Origin of the sequence: Pseudomonas sp. S4_EA_1b (assembly GCF_016307435.1) — a bacterium.
Classification (GTDB): Bacteria; Pseudomonadota; Gammaproteobacteria; order Pseudomonadales; family Pseudomonadaceae; genus Aquipseudomonas; species Aquipseudomonas rhodesiae.
The window spans coordinates 1-18,508 of record NZ_JAEILC010000125.1 but is presented as its reverse complement, the minus strand read 5'-3'; the positions used below and the strand labels follow the sequence as shown (position 1 = coordinate 18,508).

The 18,508-nt window shown below is 57.7% G+C and carries 14 protein-coding genes; 11 read left to right on the top strand and 3 right to left on the bottom strand.

Translation table 11 applies throughout. From position 1 onward, the window contains the following. Together YA0848_RS30850 and YA0848_RS30845 are read right to left on the bottom strand one after the other, a co-directional pair. A partial coding sequence (locus YA0848_RS30850; RefSeq protein ID WP_198731484.1) for a hypothetical protein occupies positions 1-2,482 on the bottom strand: 2,482 nt, incomplete at its 3' end. A 155-nt stretch (positions 2,483-2,637) separates the two neighbouring features. Continuing rightward, on the bottom strand, positions 2,638-4,530 hold the full coding sequence (locus YA0848_RS30845; protein WP_169903384.1) for a sigma-54-dependent Fis family transcriptional regulator: 1,893 nt from the start codon (positions 4,528-4,530) through the stop codon (positions 2,638-2,640). Positions 4,531-4,802: 272 nt separating this feature from the next. Between YA0848_RS30845 and exaC the strand changes: the two genes are divergently transcribed. The 10 genes from exaC to ycaC all read left to right on the top strand — a co-directional run bounded on the left by exaC (position 4,803) and on the right by ycaC (position 15,314). Then, positions 4,803-6,323, top strand: a complete 1,521-nt coding sequence (gene exaC, locus YA0848_RS30840; RefSeq protein ID WP_034115221.1) for an acetaldehyde dehydrogenase ExaC — start codon at positions 4,803-4,805, stop codon at positions 6,321-6,323. 145 nt (positions 6,324-6,468) lie between these two features. Then, positions 6,469-7,902, top strand: a complete 1,434-nt coding sequence (gene eat / locus YA0848_RS30835; protein ID WP_034100934.1) for an ethanolamine permease — start codon at positions 6,469-6,471, stop codon at positions 7,900-7,902. A gap of 62 nt (positions 7,903-7,964) precedes the next feature. Further along, positions 7,965-9,359 (top strand): ethanolamine ammonia-lyase subunit EutB, encoded by a 1,395-nt coding sequence (locus YA0848_RS30830; protein ID WP_034100935.1) that lies wholly within the window; start codon positions 7,965-7,967, stop codon positions 9,357-9,359. Further along, positions 9,356-10,192 (top strand): ethanolamine ammonia-lyase subunit EutC, encoded by an 837-nt coding sequence (gene eutC, locus YA0848_RS30825; RefSeq protein WP_034100936.1) that lies wholly within the window; start codon positions 9,356-9,358, stop codon positions 10,190-10,192. The genes YA0848_RS30830 and eutC overlap by 4 nt, the downstream gene beginning before the upstream one ends. 89 nt (positions 10,193-10,281) lie before the next feature. Next, a complete protein-coding gene (locus YA0848_RS30820; RefSeq protein ID WP_034115222.1) occupies positions 10,282-10,740 on the top strand; it encodes a GNAT family N-acetyltransferase in 459 nt (152 codons plus the stop codon). 386 nt (positions 10,741-11,126) lie between these two features. Next, on the top strand, positions 11,127-11,783 hold the full coding sequence (locus tag YA0848_RS30815) for a DedA family protein (RefSeq protein ID WP_034100938.1): 657 nt from the start codon (positions 11,127-11,129) through the stop codon (positions 11,781-11,783). Between the two features lie 6 nt (positions 11,784-11,789). Further along, entirely contained in the window at positions 11,790-12,605 is an 816-nt protein-coding gene (locus YA0848_RS30810; protein ID WP_034115223.1) for a zinc-dependent peptidase, read from the top strand. A gap of 109 nt (positions 12,606-12,714) precedes the next feature. Next, positions 12,715-13,242, top strand: a complete 528-nt coding sequence (gene ppa / locus YA0848_RS30805) for an inorganic diphosphatase (RefSeq protein ID WP_003176323.1) — start codon at positions 12,715-12,717, stop codon at positions 13,240-13,242. Between the two features lie 214 nt (positions 13,243-13,456). After that, a complete protein-coding gene (locus tag YA0848_RS30800; protein WP_034100940.1) occupies positions 13,457-14,230 on the top strand; it encodes a LexA family transcriptional regulator in 774 nt (257 codons plus the stop codon). Positions 14,231-14,681: 451 nt separating this feature from the next. Further along, positions 14,682-15,314, top strand: a complete 633-nt coding sequence (gene ycaC / locus YA0848_RS30795; protein ID WP_034100941.1) for an isochorismate family cysteine hydrolase YcaC — start codon at positions 14,682-14,684, stop codon at positions 15,312-15,314. 60 nt (positions 15,315-15,374) lie between these two features. On the opposite strand, the gene YA0848_RS30790 is transcribed toward ycaC, so the two are convergent. Then, on the bottom strand, positions 15,375-16,406 hold the full coding sequence (locus YA0848_RS30790) for a PDDEXK nuclease domain-containing protein (protein ID WP_034100942.1): 1,032 nt from the start codon (positions 16,404-16,406) through the stop codon (positions 15,375-15,377). 483 nt (positions 16,407-16,889) lie between these two features. Between YA0848_RS30790 and YA0848_RS30785 the strand changes: the two genes are divergently transcribed. Beyond that, positions 16,890-18,508 (top strand): DUF6531 domain-containing protein (locus tag YA0848_RS30785; RefSeq protein ID WP_232925216.1); only part of this gene is annotated, 1,619 nt, incomplete at its 3' end.

The window sequence follows — 18,508 nt, the reverse complement described above, 5'->3', positions numbered from 1 at the left end:
CGTCATACGTGCCTGATACACGCGCCTTGGTACCCGAAGGAAAATATTTACTATCATCAAAATCTACTCGTTCTTGCGGTACACCCTGTTCCTTAATGAACTCTCCTGAAGTGGGATAATAACTGTAATATTCGACCTTGCCATCCGCCCCCTCAACTTTCATAAGGACACCATGCCCCCCTTCTAACGCCATGAGTTCACGCGGGGTTGGTTCTCGCAGCACTTCAGCGGGGTGCAGGCTCAGGCCAGTATTACTCTTTAACTCTGTCTCCAAGAATGGACGAGACAGTCCCATGAACGTTACATCTGATTTTTTTATACGCTCTTGCACAGCAAAAGGAAGCAAAGAAAGATGATATTTGAATAAAACAGCCCTCGCTGCGGTTTGACTTTTTGTGTACTCGCCAAACCTGTCAGAAAACTTTTTATCAATATCGGTTGCCAGCTCAGAAAAGCGCGACTTTATTGATTTCCAAGGGAGTTCCTTTTCATCTTTCGACACCCAGAAATCCAACCAATCTGGAAGACTGGACTTCGTCATGTAGACATCTAGGGGAGAGACGACATAGTTCTTGTCATTGATACTGCGCAAGCTTGCCTTAGTCGGATCGACATCCGGGAACACCCGCTTGAACTCCGCCAGCGCCACATCCCGTCGAGTCGGAGCCGGCTTCATTAGTTCAGCACCTGCCCACTTCAATTCCTTTTTCTGCTTTTCCAGTACCTCTTGTGATTTTTCAACCTCCTCGATCGTGTACTGCCCGTTGGGGTTGCTTTTAATCACCTGATTAACAATGCCCCACGCAGTAACTGCATCCTTTGATGCTGCTGCTAACTCGAAGTCACCGTCGAGAATTCCAAGCTGCGCCTCCGCGTACCTTATGACCTGACTGAACGTCATGTTCGCCGATGCGCCAGGCGCTTCCTGCTCTACCAATGCAACCGCTGTAGAGAAGGTCGTCCATGTATGAGAGCTATTAGCAAGATCAGGAGGAATGTCTTTCACCAGAAATTCAGGAGCAACGGCTGAGAGTAATAGCCGCGCAGCAAGCGGTGCTGCTGCAACTCCCACCTTGGTTTCAAGGTAAGCGGTAAAACGTTTAACGATTTCAGCAACGCTAACCCCTGCATTGTCGAGTTGATAGAGGTTATAGCCTGCCAAGTTGAAACGGGACCTTCCAGAATTAGGATCAAGCTCTTGCACGAGCGCCGCAGTTAACGCCTCGATTGCAGCGGTCGGCGATTCGGCTAATCTGAGTTTCTCTTGTATGGCTTTACCCAATGCCTGCGCCTCGGGCGACCGAATGAGCTGGTCCAGTGCCGATGATGGATTGTGCGCAATATCCTTCTTTGCAGCCGGAGACAGCCCGGTGATCAGACTATGCAACAAACTACCTGCCCCGGCCCCTGCTTGAGGTTCTAGTGCTTGGTTTGCATGCTTGAGCTTCCAATCACCCACCACCGCTTTCATCTTGCGTACTAAGGTTTTGTTCAGTTGCCCGACAATATGCCTCACTCCCCCGGCGTCAGTTCCAGGCGACCGATGGACAAGGTCAAAGGACAGTGCATCAGCCAACGCATGCGCTTGCGTACTGTCGCCGGGAAGTTTATGCCCCTGCTTTTCAAGTAATTGCGCAAGACTCATTTCCTGACGCTGTTCGGTGAGATACAAACTTGACCGTCGGTCAATCGGTACCCTGGCGTTATTCAGGTCGATCTTCCCGTCGGCATCGCCTTTCAGCGATCTCAGCGCCTCAAGAAGCGCATGACGGTTAGCGTCATTACCCAGCGCCTCATTCTGCTGCGCTAAAGCCTCTATAGAGCGCTGCGATGCATGCTGCAAAGGTGCAAACTCAAACGTGGCCCCTGCTTTCAATTTCTCCCGGTGCGCGGCGGCTTGCGAAGGAGAGAGGTCGATAGGTTCTCCATAAAATCGCCCCACTGTGTATGACGGCACCTTACCTTCCGGCCATGGATAATTGAACGCCTGTCCGGGCATTGGAGCGATCACCCTTGCAATCGACAACAGCACTCGAGAAATATCTGCCCAACCCGAATCGTCTTTAAGGGAGAACGTCTTCATCTTGCCATTGACTATCCCCGTCAACTCCCCGAGGTACGGATCCAGCTTGACACTTTTGAGATCAAGCCCCTGCTCTTTCGCCCACGCTAAAAATCCAGGGCTTTTAAATGCACTGTCCAATAGGGTGCGCCAGCGTCCGAGTGTCGACTCTGGGGCAACTTGAATATCAGACTGCGCTATCGAGGTTTGATAGGAGCGCGTCGCTAATGCGATCGCATAGGGTTTGCCCAACTGAGCGTCAGCCTTTGCACGCGCTTCAGGAGTGTCAGGCACTTGCGCGAAAGTTCTGTTGCCAACAACTGCACCAGTGCTGCCCGGCTCGGTGGTAATAGAAGGATATTGCCCAGCCACGTCACTCGCAAAGTTTGACGTTGGCCTGGTACTTTCTAAAGTTTTCATTTTCCACACCAAAGGACGATTTCAGATTAATAGCTGCTCGTACCCTGAGTGGCGAAACCCCATATAAATAATACAAATAAAATTCGAAAAACCTTATCAAAACGCTTCAAGCCTGAATATTGCCTTCACCTTACGCACCCCGTTAATCATGCAGGTCACATTTGCAAACAACGTTCGATTCCGTACTTTCGCAACTTCCGATAAAGCGTATTGCGGCTTATTCCCAAACTTTCTGCCGTGTGGGACATATGCCAACGGTGCTGCTCCAAGGCGTTGAGCAACACCCCACGCTCTGCATTGTCCAGCGCGCGCTCCTGACGCGGCCCGACAGCCGCGCCCGCTCTCGCCTGACGAATGAAATGCGGCAAATCTTCGAACCTGATTTGCCCGTTCTCGCACAAGGCCACCAACGTGCGAAGGACGTTGCGCAATTGCCGAACGTTGCCAGGCCAGGCGTAGTCGAGCAAAGCGTGATGCGCCTTTTCCTCAAGCGCCACAACCTGTCCTGGCGCTTCATTCGCAAGCAAAAACGCCAGCAATTGCGCTTTGTCGCTACGTTCACGTAAGGGTGGCAGGGTAATTTCAACGCCGTTGAGACGATAGTAAAGATCTTCGCGGAAGCTATCGTTGGCCACACGTTCTGACAGGTTGCGATGGGTGGCGCTGATGATTCTGACGTTCACTGCCTGCGGGGCACCGCCGATGGGTACCACCACGCGATCGTCCAGCACCCTTAAAAGACGGGTTTGCAACGCAAGCGGCATGTCTCCAATCTCATCGAGAAACAGCGTGCCGCCGTCGGCCTGTAGTAATTTGCCGCGCATACCTTCTCTCAACGCGCCGGTAAAGCTGCCGCCGCGATAACCGAACAGCTCACTTTCGATCAGGTTTTCGGGGATGGCAGCGCAGTTGAGAGCGACAAAAGCCTTATCGGCACGCGCGCTGGCCTGGTGCACTGCTTTGGCGAAAGCTTCTTTACCGCAACCCGTTTCGCCATTAATCAATAACGGCACGTCGCGTTCAAAGATGCGCAGTGCTCTACGGAAATCAGTTTGAAGGACCGGGTCGACGAGGCATACACCTGAATGCGGCGCCACAACTTTTGCAGGTGGCGTCGGCAAGCTGCGGGCCTGGCCGCGCAACGCAGCGTATAACCGCCGACCATCGCAGCTACGCAATGGCCAACTGGCCGTGGCGTTGGCACTGGCGCGACCGAGCAACTGGTCCAAAGCGCAATCGAACACTGCCTCCACCGAACGGCCCAGCAAGCCGCCACGCACCTGCCCCAACAGGTTCAGCGCACTTTGATTGACCGCACAGATGCGCCCCTCGCCATCGAACGCCAGCAACCCTTCGCTGAACAGCCCCACGGACTCGGCCTGCAGGTGAAAGCGCAACAGCCAGTGCTGTTCAAAGTGACGCAGGAAGTAACAGCTTTCGATCATCTTGGCCGACAGGTTCACCAGCGCCATGGTGTGGAACTGGCTCTGGCGCGACACCGCCTCACGAGCCGATGACACATCCAACACGGCCAGCAGCTCGCCATGGGGGTCGAATACCGGGCTAGCCGAACAGGTCAGCCCGGTGTGCCGGCCGCGAAAATGCTCATCGCGATGAATCGTCAAGGGTTGACGTTCAACCAGGCAGGTGCCGATGCCATTGGTGCCTTCGCTGGCCTCACTCCAATCGGCACCGAGCCACAACCCGGCGCGCTCGAAAACCCTACGCTCGGAGGGCGCGGTGACACAGTTGAGGATCACTCCGCGCGCATCGGTCAGCAGCACCGCGTGGCCGGCACCTGAGAGTTGTTGATGCAGGCTGTTCATCTCGCTGCCGGCGATTTGCAGTACTTGCTGCAGACGCTCACGGCTTTCGAGCAGGCGGCCGTGTTCGAGCACGGTGGGAGCGATGGTTTGCGCAGGGTCGAGGTGGTAATCCTCCAGGCACCGCAGCCAGGAACGCGCGATGGACGGATCGCTCGATGGGTCGCGGCCACGCGCCACTGTCAGGACTTGCTGGGCATGGCGACTGAAATGATCGTTGTGCATGTTCTTATTATTCTCCCGGCGTGAGAGCGTCCAGCATCCTCCAGGCCTGTGATGGATGCAATCCCGAGTGGGCCCACTGGCCATACGCTGTACCGCTTATGGCACAAACTGTCACACCCGCTGTATCGCGCGTGTCACAGCAACCCTTTGCAACAAAGCCCAACCCCTTGATTTATCTGGCTCACAACGCAGTGGCCCAACCTTTGCTCTACGCTTTACCAAGCGCTTGAGCGCTGCACTCCAATAAACATAAAAGCCAGGAGATACCCACCATGCGTTACGCACACCCCGGTACTGAAGGCGCGATCGTTTCGTTCAAGGCCAAGTACGGCAACTACATCGGTGGCGAGTTCGTTGCGCCGGTCGATGGCAACTATTTCACCAACACCTCGCCGGTCAACGGCAAGCCTATCGCCGAATTCCCCCGCTCCACTGCCAAAGACATCGATAAAGCGCTGGACGCCGCCCATGCCGCCGCCGACGCCTGGGGCAAAACCTCAGCCCAGGACCGCTCGCTGGTGCTGCTGAAAATCGCCGATCGCATCGAGCAGAACCTCGAACTGCTGGCCATCACCGAGACCTGGGACAACGGCAAAGCCGTGCGTGAAACCCTCAACGCCGACATCCCCCTCGCTGCCGACCACTTCCGTTACTTCGCCGGCTGCATCCGCGCCCAGGAAGGCACCAGCGCCGAGATCAATGAGCACACCGCGTCCTATCACTTCCATGAGCCGCTGGGCGTGGTCGGTCAGATCATTCCGTGGAACTTCCCACTGCTGATGGCCGCCTGGAAACTCGCCCCGGCCCTGGCCGCCGGCAACTGCATCGTGCTCAAGCCGGCCGAGCAGACGCCGCTGGGCATCAACGTGTTGATGGAAGTGATCGGCGACCTGCTGCCACCGGGCGTGCTGAACGTGGTGCACGGGTTCGGCAAAGAAGCCGGCGAAGCCCTGGCCACCAGCAAGCGCATCGCCAAGATCGCCTTTACCGGTTCCACCCCGGTGGGCTCGCACATCATGCACGCGGCGGCCACCAACATCATCCCGTCCACCGTCGAACTGGGCGGCAAGTCGCCGAACATCTTCTTCGCCGACATCATGAAAGCCGAACCGTCGTTCATCGAAAAGGCCGCCGAAGGCTTGGTGCTGGCATTCTTCAACCAAGGCGAAGTCTGCACCTGCCCATCCCGCGCGCTGGTGGAAGAGTCGATCTACGACGATTTCATGAAAGTGGTGATGAAGAAGATCGAGCAGATCAAACGCGGCGACCCGCTGGACACCGACACCATGGTCGGCGCCCAGGCGTCCGAGCAGCAGTTCGACAAGATCCTCTCGTACCTGGACATCGCCAAAGGCGAAGGTGCGCAACTGCTGGCTGGCGGCCAGGTCGAGAAACTCAGCGGCGACATGGCCGGTGGTTACTACATCCAGCCGACCCTGCTTAAGGGCACCAACGAAATGCGCGTGTTCCAGGAAGAAATCTTCGGCCCGGTGGTGAGCATCACCACGTTTAAGGACGAAGCCGAAGCCCTGGCAATTGCCAACGACACCGAGTTCGGCCTGGGTGCCGGCGTGTGGACCCGCGATATCAACCGCGCCTACCGCATGGGCCGGGCGATCAAAGCAGGCCGCGTATGGACCAACTGCTACCACCTGTACCCGGCGCACGCCGCGTTCGGCGGTTACAAGAAGTCCGGCGTGGGCCGTGAGACTCACAAGATGATGTTGGATCACTACCAGCAGACCAAGAACTTGCTGGTGAGTTACGACATTAATCCATTGGGCTTCTTCTAACTCACAACACCCTCCCATCTTTGGAATGCCATCAACTGTGGGAGGGGCTTGCCCCCTCCCACATTTAGATATTTATAAGTACTTGCGAATACATCCGGCCCACAGAGGCCGAGTTAAAAACAATAACAATGAAAGGTACTTTTCCATGCCTAGCGAACCTACTGGATCTTCTGTCGACTTCGAAAAAGTCGACACCGACTACTTCCAACAACGCGAACTGAAAAAAGGCGCCGCCGGCTGGGTACTGCTGGTGGGCCTCGGCGTTGCCTACGTGATCTCCGGCGATTATGCCGGCTGGAACTTCGGCCTGGCCCAAGGCGGCTGGGGCGGCATGTTCCTCGCAACTTTACTGATGGCCACCATGTACTTATGCATGTGCTTTTCCTTGGCCGAACTGTCCTCAATGATCCCCACCGCCGGCGGTGGCTACGGTTTTGCCCGCAGCGCTTTCGGGCCCTGGGGCGGGTTTCTTACCGGAACGGCCATCCTGATCGAATACGCAATCGCCCCGGCCGCTATCGCGGTATTTATCGGCGCCTATTGCGAGTCGCTGTTCGGCATTGGCGGCTGGATGATTTATCTGGCGTTCTACATCCTGTTTATCGGCATCCATATCTTCGGCGTCGGCGAAGCGTTGAAGCTGATGTTCGTGATCACCGCCATTGCGGCGATTGCCCTGGGCGTGTTCCTTGTGGCTATGGTGCCGCACTTCAACATGGCCAACTTGCTGGATGTGCCGGTGACCGAAGCCAAGGGCGCCAGCACCTTCCTGCCCTTCGGCTACGTCGGGGTATGGGCGGCAATCCCTTATGCGATCTGGTTTTTCCTCGCCGTGGAAGGCGTACCGCTGGCCGCTGAAGAAACCAAGAACCCCAAGCGCGACCTGCCCCGTGGCCTGATCGGCGCCATTGTGGTGCTCACCAGTTTTGCCCTGCTGATCCTGGTGATCGCACCGGGCGGCGCCGGCACCTATGCGCTGGTCAAATCGGGTAACCCGTTGGTGGAAGCACTGGCGTTGTCCTACGGCGGCTCGACCTGGATGGGCAGCTTCGTCAATCTGGTCGGCCTTGCCGGTCTGATCGCGAGCTTTTTCTCGATCATCTACGCCTATTCGCGGCAGATTTTCGCGCTTTCCCGCGCCGGCTACCTGCCGCGCAAGCTGTCGCAAACCAACAAAAGCAAGGCGCCGGTACTGGCGCTGGTGATCCCCGGCATTATCGGGTTCGGCCTATCCCTCACTGGCCAGGGCGATCTGCTGATCTTGGTGGCGGTGTTCGGTGCGACGATTTCCTATGTGTTGATGATGGCTGCGCACATCACCCTGCGCGTCCGTCGCCCCAAAATGGAACGTCCTTACCGCACGCCCGGCGGCATCTTCACGTCCGGCGTCGCGCTGGTACTGGCCTGTGTGGCCGTGGTGGCGGGCTTTCTGGTGGATCCGCGGGTGGTGATTGGCGCGGCGATCATCTATGGAGTATTAATTGCTTACTTTGCTTTCTACAGCCGGCATCACTTGGTAGCAGGCACGCCCGAAGAAGAATTCGCCGCGATCCAGGCCGCAGAGGCCGCCTTGCACTAAGCCGTAAACCTCGACGCGGGCGCTGTTCATTCATTTGGCCCGCGTCGTCAAGGAGACACTGTATGGCAAGCTTTTCCCACGCGGTCGGTGCACAAACCTACCGCTTTGATAGCCTCAAAGACGTAATGGCCAAGGCCAGCCCCGCCCGTTCCGGGGACTTCCTGGCCGGCGTGGCCGCGCAGAACGACGGCGAGCGGGTGGCGGCGCAAATGGCGCTGGCGAATATCCCGTTGAAACACTTCCTTGAAGAAGCGCTGATTCCCTACGAAAGCGATGAAGTGACCCGTCTGATCATCGACACCCACGACAAACAGGCATTTAGCGCAGTCAGCCACCTGACCGTCGGCGGCCTGCGCGACTGGCTACTGAGCGACGCCGCCGACGAACAATCCCTACGCGCCCTGGCGCCCGGGCTGACGCCGGAAATGGCCGCCGCCGTGTCGAAGATCATGCGCGTGCAGGACCTGGTGCTGGTGGCGCAGAAGATCCGCGTCGTCACCCAGTTTCGCGGCACCATGGGCCTGCGCGGGCGCTTGTCGACGCGCCTGCAACCCAACCACCCCACGGACGAACCGGCGGGCATCGCCGCCAGCATTCTCGACGGCCTGCTCTACGGCAACGGCGACGCCATGATCGGCATCAACCCGGCCACCGACAGCATCGCCTCCATCTGCGCAATGCTGGAGATGCTCGACGCGATCATCCAACGCTACGAGATCCCCACCCAGGCCTGTGTGCTGACCCACGTCACCACCTCTATCGAAGCCATCAACCGTGGCGTGCCCCTGGACCTGGTGTTTCAGTCGATTGCCGGCACCGAGGCGGCCAACGCCAGTTTCGGCATCAGCCTGAGCGTGCTGCAGGAAGGCTACGAGGCGGGTTTGAGCCTCAAGCGCGGTACTCTGGGACAAAACCTGATGTATTTCGAAACCGGCCAGGGCAGCGCCCTGTCAGCCAACGCGCACTTTGGCGTCGACCAGCAAACCTGCGAAACCCGCGCTTACGCGGTGGCGCGGCATTTCAAGCCGTTTCTGGTCAACACCGTGGTCGGCTTTATCGGCCCGGAATACCTGTACAACGGCAAGCAAATCATCCGCGCCGGCCTTGAGGATCATTTCTGCGGCAAGCTATTGGGCGTGCCGATGGGCTGCGACATCTGCTACACCAACCACGCCGAAGCCGACCAGGACGACATGGATACCCTGCTGACGCTGCTGGGCGTGGCCGGGATCAACTTCATCATGGGCATCCCCGGCTCCGACGACATCATGCTCAACTACCAGACCACCTCCTTCCATGACGCGCTATACGCCCGGCAGACCTTGGGGTTAAAACCGGCACCGGAATTTGAACAGTGGCTGGCGAAAATGGGCATTTTCACGCAGGCCGACGGTAAGGTGCGCTTCGGCAGCAGCCTGCCTCCGGCTTTTCGCCAAGCCTTGGCGCAACTGGGATGAAGGAGCCTACCGTGCAACCCGACCTGCCCGACAACCCCTGGCTGGAACTGCGCCGCCTCACCCCGGCGCGCATTGCCCTGGGCCGCACCGGCACCAGCATTCCCACCAGTGCTCAACTGGATTTCCAGTTCGCCCACGCCCAGGCGCGCGACGCGGTGCACCTGCCGTTCGACCATGCGGGCCTGAGCCAGCAACTGGCCGAACGCGGGCGTGACAGCCTGTTGCTGCACAGCGCCGCCACCGACCGCCACAGCTACCTGCAACGCCCGGACCTGGGCCGCCGCTTGAGTGATGAATCGGCCCAGGCCCTGCGCGCGCATGCCCAGGCCAATCCGGGAGGCGTGGACCTGGCAGTGGTGGTGGCCGATGGTTTATCGGCGTTGGCGGTGCATAAACACACGTTGCCGTTTCTGACACGCCTGGAGGAACAAACCCACGCCGAGGGCTGGTCGTTATCGCCAGTGATACTGGTGGAACAGGGCCGTGTGGCCGTGGCCGACGAGATCGGGCAATTGCTCGGCGCCAAAATGGTGGTGATCCTGATCGGCGAACGACCGGGGCTCAGCTCACCGGACAGCCTGGGCCTGTATTTCACCTACAACCCCAAGGTCGGCCTCACCGATGCCTACCGCAACTGCATCTCCAACGTGCGTTTGGAAGGGCTGAGTTACGGCATGGCCGCGCATCGCCTGCTTTACTTGATGCGAGAGGCGTGTCGACGGCAGCTGTCGGGGGTCAATCTCAAGGACGAGGCGCAGGTTCAGACGATCGAGTCGGACGATCCGGACCTGATGAAAGGGAATTTTCTGCTCAGCTCACCGGATGACCAATAGCGGCACGATTGCGCTTTTTGGCGCCATTAGGCAGCATCCGGTCACGGCCGCTTGTGTGGTCATACCCCATTTGGAAGTTGAGGCCTGGCATGCGGATTACTCAAGCGACCCTGGAACACTTGGACCTGTTGACCCCATTGTTCGTCAAATACCGCGAGTTCTATGGGGCGCTGCCCTACCCTGACTCGTCCCGGGCCTTCCTGGAAAAACGCCTGCGGCGCAAGGAGTCGGTGATCTACCTGGCCCTGGCCGATGACGACGACAACAAGCTGCTTGGGTTTTGCCAGCTGTACCCGAGCTTTTCGTCGCTGTCGCTCAAGCGGGTGTGGATCCTCAATGATATTTATGTGGCCGAAGACGCACGTCGCCAATTGGTGGCGGACAACCTGATGCGCATGGCCAAGAAAATGGCCAAGGAGACCCACGCGGTGCGGCTGCGGGTGTCCACCAGCAGTGATAACCAGGTGGCGCAAAAAACCTACGAGTCGATGGGTTTTCGCGAGGACACCGAATTCAAGAACTACACGTTGCCGATCAGCGAAGACTGATGCCCGGATAGACACACCGTTATCGAGGGCAAGCCCTCTCCCACATTGATCTTATTGTCATGGCGGTTTTGCGACCGGTTCTGCGGGTGTAAATGCAGGGAAACGCTCCGAGGCAGGGGCCTTGACACTACTCCAATGTGGGAGGGGGCTTACCCCCGATGATGGTCTGACTGCTCCACCACTTTCGCGAGCACGCTGGATTGGCGGCGATCTGCAGACCGGGTTCAACGACATCCCCCGCTACAAAAGCCACACGCTTTTCACCTCCCGATCCGTATAATGCGCACCTTTCAGGGTTGTAAGAATCGCAGCATACACTTGTAGCCTTACTTACCCGAGCTTCCGCACAGGCCTGCTGAGTCGGGCCGTTCACACAGGTGCCATCCATGGATTTCAACCCGCTCGACCTTATCCTGCATCTCGATGTTTACCTCGATCTGCTGGTCACCAATTACGGTCCGTGGATCTACGCCATTCTGTTTCTGGTGATCTTTTGCGAGACCGGCCTGGTGGTCATGCCCTTCCTGCCGGGCGATTCGCTGCTGTTTATTGCCGGTGCGGTGGCGGCCGGCGGCGGTATGGACCCAGTGTTGTTGGCCGGCCTGTTGATGCTGGCGGCGATCCTTGGCGACAGCACCAACTATGTGATCGGGCGAACCGCCGGCGAGCGTTTGTTCAGCAACCCGAATTCGAAGATCTTCCGCCGCGACTACTTGCAAAAAACCCACGATTTCTATGACAAGCACGGCGGCAAAACCGTGACTCTGGCGCGCTTCCTGCCGATCCTGCGTACCTTTGCGCCGTTCGTCGCCGGCATCGCCAAAATGCCGTACGCCCGCTTTTTCGGCTTCAGCGTGCTGGGTACCGTGCTGTGGGTCGGCGGCCTGGTGACTCTGGGGTACTTCTTCGGCAACGTGCCGTTTATCAAGAAAAACCTGTCGCTGCTGGTGGTGTTCATCATTCTGCTGTCCTTGGTGCCGATGATCATCGGCGTGTTTCGCAGCCGCTTTGGCCGCACCAGCTCCGAAGCCAAACAGCAGTAACCGGCGATGTGGTCCCTCAGCGCCTGGCGTCGTCGGCGCCTGCTGGCCAAGCACCCGATTGCCGACGAAACGTGGCAGCGGGTGCGCCATCACCTGACCTTCCTCGACGGCATCAGCGCCGAGCAGGACCAGTGGCTGCGTGAAGCCTGCGTGGTGTTCCTCGCCGAAAAACACCTCACCGCCCTGCCCGGCGTCGACTTGCATCAGGAACAACGCCTGCTGCTCGCCGCCCAGGCGCAACTGCCGCTGATGAACCTTGGCGACCTCGATTGGTATCAAGGCTTCCACGAAATCGTGCTGTACCCCGACGACTTCCTCAGCCCGCAGCGCCATCGCGACGCCAGCGGCGTCGAGCACGAGTGGGATGGCGAGCACAGCGGCGAAGCCTGGCAACAAGGCCCGGTGATCCTCGCCTGGCCCGGCGTGCTAGCCAGCGGCCAATGGGAAGGCTACAACCTGGTGATCCACGAACTGGCGCACAAGCTCGACATGCTCAACGGCGACGCCAACGGCCTGCCGCCGCTCCACAGCGACATGCGCGTGCAGGAGTGGGCCAGCGTGATGCAAAGCGCGTTTGATGACCTCAATCGCCAGTTGGACGCCCACCCCGATGCCGAAACGCAGATAGACCCGTACGCGGCGGAAAACCCGGCGGAGTTCTTTGCCGTTACCAGCGAATATTTCTTCAGCGCCCCGGATTTGCTGGTCGACAGTTATCCCCAGGTATACGCCCAACTCAGCCGCTTCTATCGCCAGGATCCCCTGGCACGCCTCACCCAACTGCAAGCCGCTGACCCGCGCTATCAGCCACAAGGCGAATGACCGTACGACGTCTGGCGCATGGCATCGGCGTCAGAATGTGCCTATAATCGCGGCCACTTTTAGGCCAATCCGGCCAAGTTTCTTGGCCAACTAACGGGGGCAACGCCCAATGAGCTACAGCAAGATTCCGGCTGGCAAAGACCTGCCGAACGACATCTACGTCGCCATCGAGATTCCGGCCAACCACGCGCCGATCAAATACGAAATCGACAAAGACAGCGACTGCCTGTTCGTTGACCGTTTCATGGCCACCCCGATGTTCTACCCGGCCAACTACGGTTTTATCCCCAACACCCTGGCTGACGACGGTGACCCCCTCGACGTACTGGTCGTAACCCCTTACCCGGTTACCCCTGGCTCGGTTATCCGCGCACGCCCAGTCGGCATCCTGAACATGACCGACGACGGCGGCGGCGATGCCAAAGTCATCGCAGTGCCTCACGACAAACTGTCCCAGCTGTACGTGGACGTGAAGGAATATACCGATCTGCCGCCACTGCTGCTGGAACAGATCAAACACTTCTTCGAGAACTACAAAGACCTCGAAAAAGGCAAATGGGTGAAGATCGACGGTTGGGGCAACGCAGACGCCGCCCGTGCCGAGATCATGAAGTCGGTGGCTGCCTACAAAGGCTGATACCGAATCCTCATTGTCTGAGGCCATCAAAAAAAGCCCCGTTCATTCGGGGCTTTTTTTTGGAAAAAATAAACGCACAGTTCAACAACCAGCAACTAACGTTTAATCACGCAATAAAAATGAAAAAATAGGCCACAACTAAGCAAAAACCTACAAGTGCAAATCAACGCATGGTTTATTTGATTAGTTTTCTCGGCCAGTAAACTCTGCGTTTATGAATAAATCAGGTGATCGTTTAAAAGCGCTACTGCGGGAAGTTCATCTTTCCGCTTCCGACTTCGCCAAGAACCGCGGTGTCACACCTCAACATGTGAACAACTGGTTCAAACGCGGCGTGCCCATGGGCCGACTCAATGAGATCGCAGAACTGCTCTGTGTCTCCAGCCGTTGGCTACGCACCGGCGAAGGCCCCAAACACCCACCGGCCAACTTCCTGCTGGAAGGCCCCGGAACACGGAAAGGACTCCCCACCCGCGAAGAAAGTGGCAAATACCTTACAGGCCCCGCCTGCCCGCCGGAAAAACTGGATGTGGAGATCCCCCTCCACCCCACCTTCACTTCAACCGAACGTATTCGCATCTCTGTGCACGCTCTCAAAACCCTCAACATCAACCCCGACCGCGCGCTGGGCGCCTATATGGTCGACAACAGCATGATCGACATCATCCAGCAAGGCGCCACCCTCGCCATCGACAAAGGCCGCACCCAAATCATTGACGGCGAAATCTACGCCGTCGAACACGACGGCATGCTGCGCATTAAATACCTCTACAACCGGCCTGGCGGCGGTTTGCGCATGCGCAGTCACAACGCCAGCGAACACCCGGATGAATACCTCACCCACGAGGAACGCTTCGAACAGAACTTCGAGATTGTAGGCTGGGTGTTTTGGTGGTCCACCCTCAACAACCGCCGCCCTCCGGTACCGCTAGATGAGCATCTATTAGGCTGGGAAGGCTCTAAATCGGACACGGAGGTGGGCAACTGAGAGGAATGTGGGTATCATCCGCCGCACATTTGGCAGGGGGTGGCCCAAGGCTACCCACCCTGCTCGGCGAAGCGGAGGAGTTCCCGCGGATGCCCCTACTATTCAGCCCGACGCCATGTGGGTTGAGCGATTTGAAGGCTGGTAAGGTTTGTCAAAAACAAATTGAAGCAGTCCCCGAGAAGCCGGCCACAAGCCGGCTTTTTAATGCCCGTAAGAAACTCCATCCCATGGTCGCAACCACCGCGACGCCGCCACTGCTAATACCTTTCACTCAGTCTCAATTCAACGCTCGACTCTTCATCGGCAGCACAGACGAACAACATTTGCCATCGTCCTATTTAAGTTGACAGAAAGACATATTCCAGCCGATTTATCACATTCCACGCACCCGTTAATCTGTGCCCATGTTGAACGCAACGCCCAACCAACCTAAACAAAAAAGGATTCAACCATGAGCACTGCAACCTACAACCGCCTCAACAAAGACGACGCCATCGTACTGCTGGTCGACCACCAGACCGGCCTGATCTCCCTGGTGCAGGACTTCTCACCCAACGAGTTCAAGAACAACGTGCTGGCTTTGGCCGACCTGGCGAAGTTCTTCAACCTGCCGACCATCCTCACCACCAGCTTCGAACAGGGCCCCAACGGCCCGCTGGTGCCGGAGCTGAAAGAGATGTTCCCGGATGCGCCTTACATCGCCCGTCCTGGTCAGATCAATGCGTGGGACAACGAAGATTTCGTCAAGGCAATCAAAGCCACCGGCCGTAAGCAAATCATCATTGCCGGTGTGGTCACGGATGTCTGCGTAGCGTTCCCGACCTTGTCGGCGCTGGCGGAAGGGTTTGAGGTGTTTGTGGTGACGGACGCGTCGGGCACCTTCAACACCACGGTGCAGCAAGCGGCGTGGAGCCGGATGACACAAGCCGGTGCACAGTTGATGAACTGGTTCTCGGTGGCTTGTGAGCTGCATCGCGACTGGCGTAACGATATTGAAGGGCTGGGCAATCTACTGTCCCAGCGTATCCCGAACTATCGCAACTTGATGAATGGGTATGCGGCGCTGACGGCGCATCAGAAGTAAGTCAGCCTTAGCGTGCGATAAGCCTGCCCTGAAAAGCAGGCTTTCGTTATTCAACCGAGCTTAATCCGCCAGTTCCCGCTCAATTTGCTCGATGCTTGGCAAACTGGTTTGCAGCTCTGCGGGTAATGCCCCTACCAGTTGATATTCCGCCACTCCGATAGGTCGGTTGTTATCGCGCAGTGCATACTCAGCTACCACCGCATTCTTGCTCTTGCACAATAATAGGCCAATCGTTGGCCCATCTTGCGGATGCCTAAGCTGAGCATCTACAGCAGCAAGGTAAAAGCTCAGCTTGCCTAGGTGTTCAGGCTTAAATTTTCCCGCCTTGAGCTCGATCACCATGTAGCAACGCAGCTTCACGTGGTAGAACAACAGATCAACGAAGAACTCATCGCCCCCTACATCCAAGAGAACTTGTTGGCCGACGAACGCAAAGCCAGCGCCCAACTCCAACAAAAAGTCGGTGACGTGTTTGATCAGGGCGTTTTCTATGTCGCGCTCCTGCGCATCCAGGGCCAGACTGAGAAAATCAAAACGATAAGGATCTTTCAGCGACTCACGCGCCAGGTCGGATTGTGGCTTGGGAAGGTGGTTTTCGAAATTGCTGACTGCTTTACCCGTGCGCTCCAGTAGGTGAGTTTCGATTTGCATCACCAGCGTGTTGCGGGACCAACTGTGTTCAATCGCCTGCGCGATGTACCAACGACGGGGTTCTGGGCCCGGAAGTTTGTCGAGTAGGACCACATTGTGACCCCACGGCAATTGTGCAGCAGCCTGTTGCACAAATTCCAAATCCGGCCAAGCTTCAGCAAATGCACGCATGTACTTCAGGTTGCGGGGCGAAAAACCTTTCATGCAGGGAAAACTCGTACGCAAATCTTGAGCAAGACGATCAATAACCTTGCTCCCCCACCCCTGTTGGTTCTGGCGGGTCAAAATCTCGTGACCGATATTCCAGTAAAGGAGCACCATTTCTCGATTGACTGCCAGTGACGCACGCTGTTGTGCCACGTGGATGCGCTTTTTAAGGCCGGTCAGCCAATCGCTGTAGCCCGTCGGAGGCGCCGTCAAACGGATAGACCTTTCGCTCATGCCTGTTTCACTCTTGAGTTTTCGGCAGGCTAGTCAGAGGCCTTTGCAGTAACAAGGGGTCGTAAGCGCTTCAGGAGCTGCCCGACACATCTTACGGAACGGCCCTACTGGCAATTGCAAATCAGCTTATTGCAACACTCTCTGAAGCAGGTCGGCGGACATTTGGAAAAGGGAGAGGCAAATGCTTCGCCCTGGGATCGAGCAGAACACGCTATTGCCAATTTAAGAAGCGAGACCTGGCTAAGCAAATCGCCGTATTGCAGAGGATGCAGGCTGGTCTGATTGAATTTGAACCCCAACTTAAAGAAGCACAAAGCACTGCTCGTCATTGAGCATGATCGCCATTTGAAGTAGCCCCCAACTGTGATTGGAGCTGACTATTACGCGACCTTCGTAAGCCCTTTCTGATTTTCCCCGCCGTTCATCCAGCCGCTTTTTACTGCGGCAGACTCAGACGCCTTGCCCTTTGTCGAGACGTCACGGATGACCCACGCTTCCCACATTGCCTCTATCGAACATGAGCTGGATGGCTTTCATCAGAGCCTGGTGACTTATCGCCAGCAGATGGGCGCCTGGTATTCGCGGGCGCTGGATTCGGTGAGCCATGCGGCAGATATGCCGTCGTTGCTGGAGATGGATCGGGTGTTGCGCGTCGGTGACTCGCAGACAACCGTGAGCATGAGCGACCCGAACTTTATCGGCAGTGTTGCCGTGTGCCAGTTGGGCGGCGAGCTGAAGATAGAGAGCAAATTCGACTCAGTGTATGACGTGCCGATTGGCGACATTCCGGTCGAGGTGATCGGGCTGGATGACGGCAGTTCCACGCGGGTCATGTTGGATGAGCACGGCAGGGGCTCACACCACTGCGCCGCTGGCGGGCGCTATCAGGTGCGGGTACAGGGTGGCGTTTCCCAGGAGCAGGTTGACGCGTTGTTCGCCTCCTACGCCGGGCTGATGGCGGACCTGGAGCGGTGGCTTCGCGAACAGTGGGAAGGCTTCAAGCCGCATTGGCAGCAGTCCACGGCCAGTGCGATTGGCAGCGGCGTGCTGGCGGGCAGTTGGGCCGCGATCCGGGACGTGTGGGACAGCATCAAGCTGGTGCAGGCGATTCTTGAAAACCCGTTGAAGTACGTCGAACAGCTGGGAGCCGAAGCGGCCAAGCTGGCACAAGTTGCCACCGATGCGCCCAAGGTCATGGAACAGGCAATGTTGCTCGCCAGTGATGAGGCGGCGCTGTTCCTGCTGGTGCGCACGGCGATGATTTGGTTGGACGCATTGCCGCCCAGTGAGATTGCGCAAGTGGCCGCTGAGTTTGTGGTGTCGCTGCTGATTGACCTGGTGATTGGCGCGGTGCTGACCATCGCATTGCCGGCGGCAGCTGTGGCGTATTTGAGCCTGCGGTTGGCCAGGTATGGCGCACAGATTGTTAAAGCGGCTGTTGGTTTTGTTCAGAGCGTGCTGGCGATTCTGACGAGGTTCATGCAGGCGGTGGATCGCTACAAGGCGGTGGCGGTTCGCGGTGTGGTCGGCAGAGTGAAGCAAGGCACGCTGCAGATGCGCTGGCGGGCGCGGCAGAACGCGGTGCTGAAGCAAAAAGAGCCTGTGGATGATGTGCCCGTTTCGGGGAAAAACCCGAACGGCGATGCGGCGGCTTCTGCGGATAAAACCGTCACTAACGGCTGCCCCGTGTCGATGGTTACCGGCGAGGAATTGCTGACCCTGACTGACGGTGTTCTGGATGGGTTTTTGTCGTTCGAGTGGACACGCCTGTATCGCACCAGTGCGGTGGAAGTCGATGTAGGACTGGGGTTTGGCTGGAGCCATGGGCTGGCGCAGCGGCTGGTGGTTTCAGGCGATTCGGTGGTGTGGACCGACCATGAAAATCGCTCTATCTCGTTTCCAATGCCCACCGTTGCGCGACCGGCAATCACCAATAGCCTGGCCGAAGCGGCGATCTATCTGGGCGCTTCGCCGGATGAGCTGGTGCTGGCCCAGGCATCGCGGTTCTACCACTTTCGCGACGGTGTGCTGACGGCGATCAGCGATGCGTATGACAACCGCCTGCGAATTTTCCGCGATGTACTCGGGCGTATCGAGCGGGT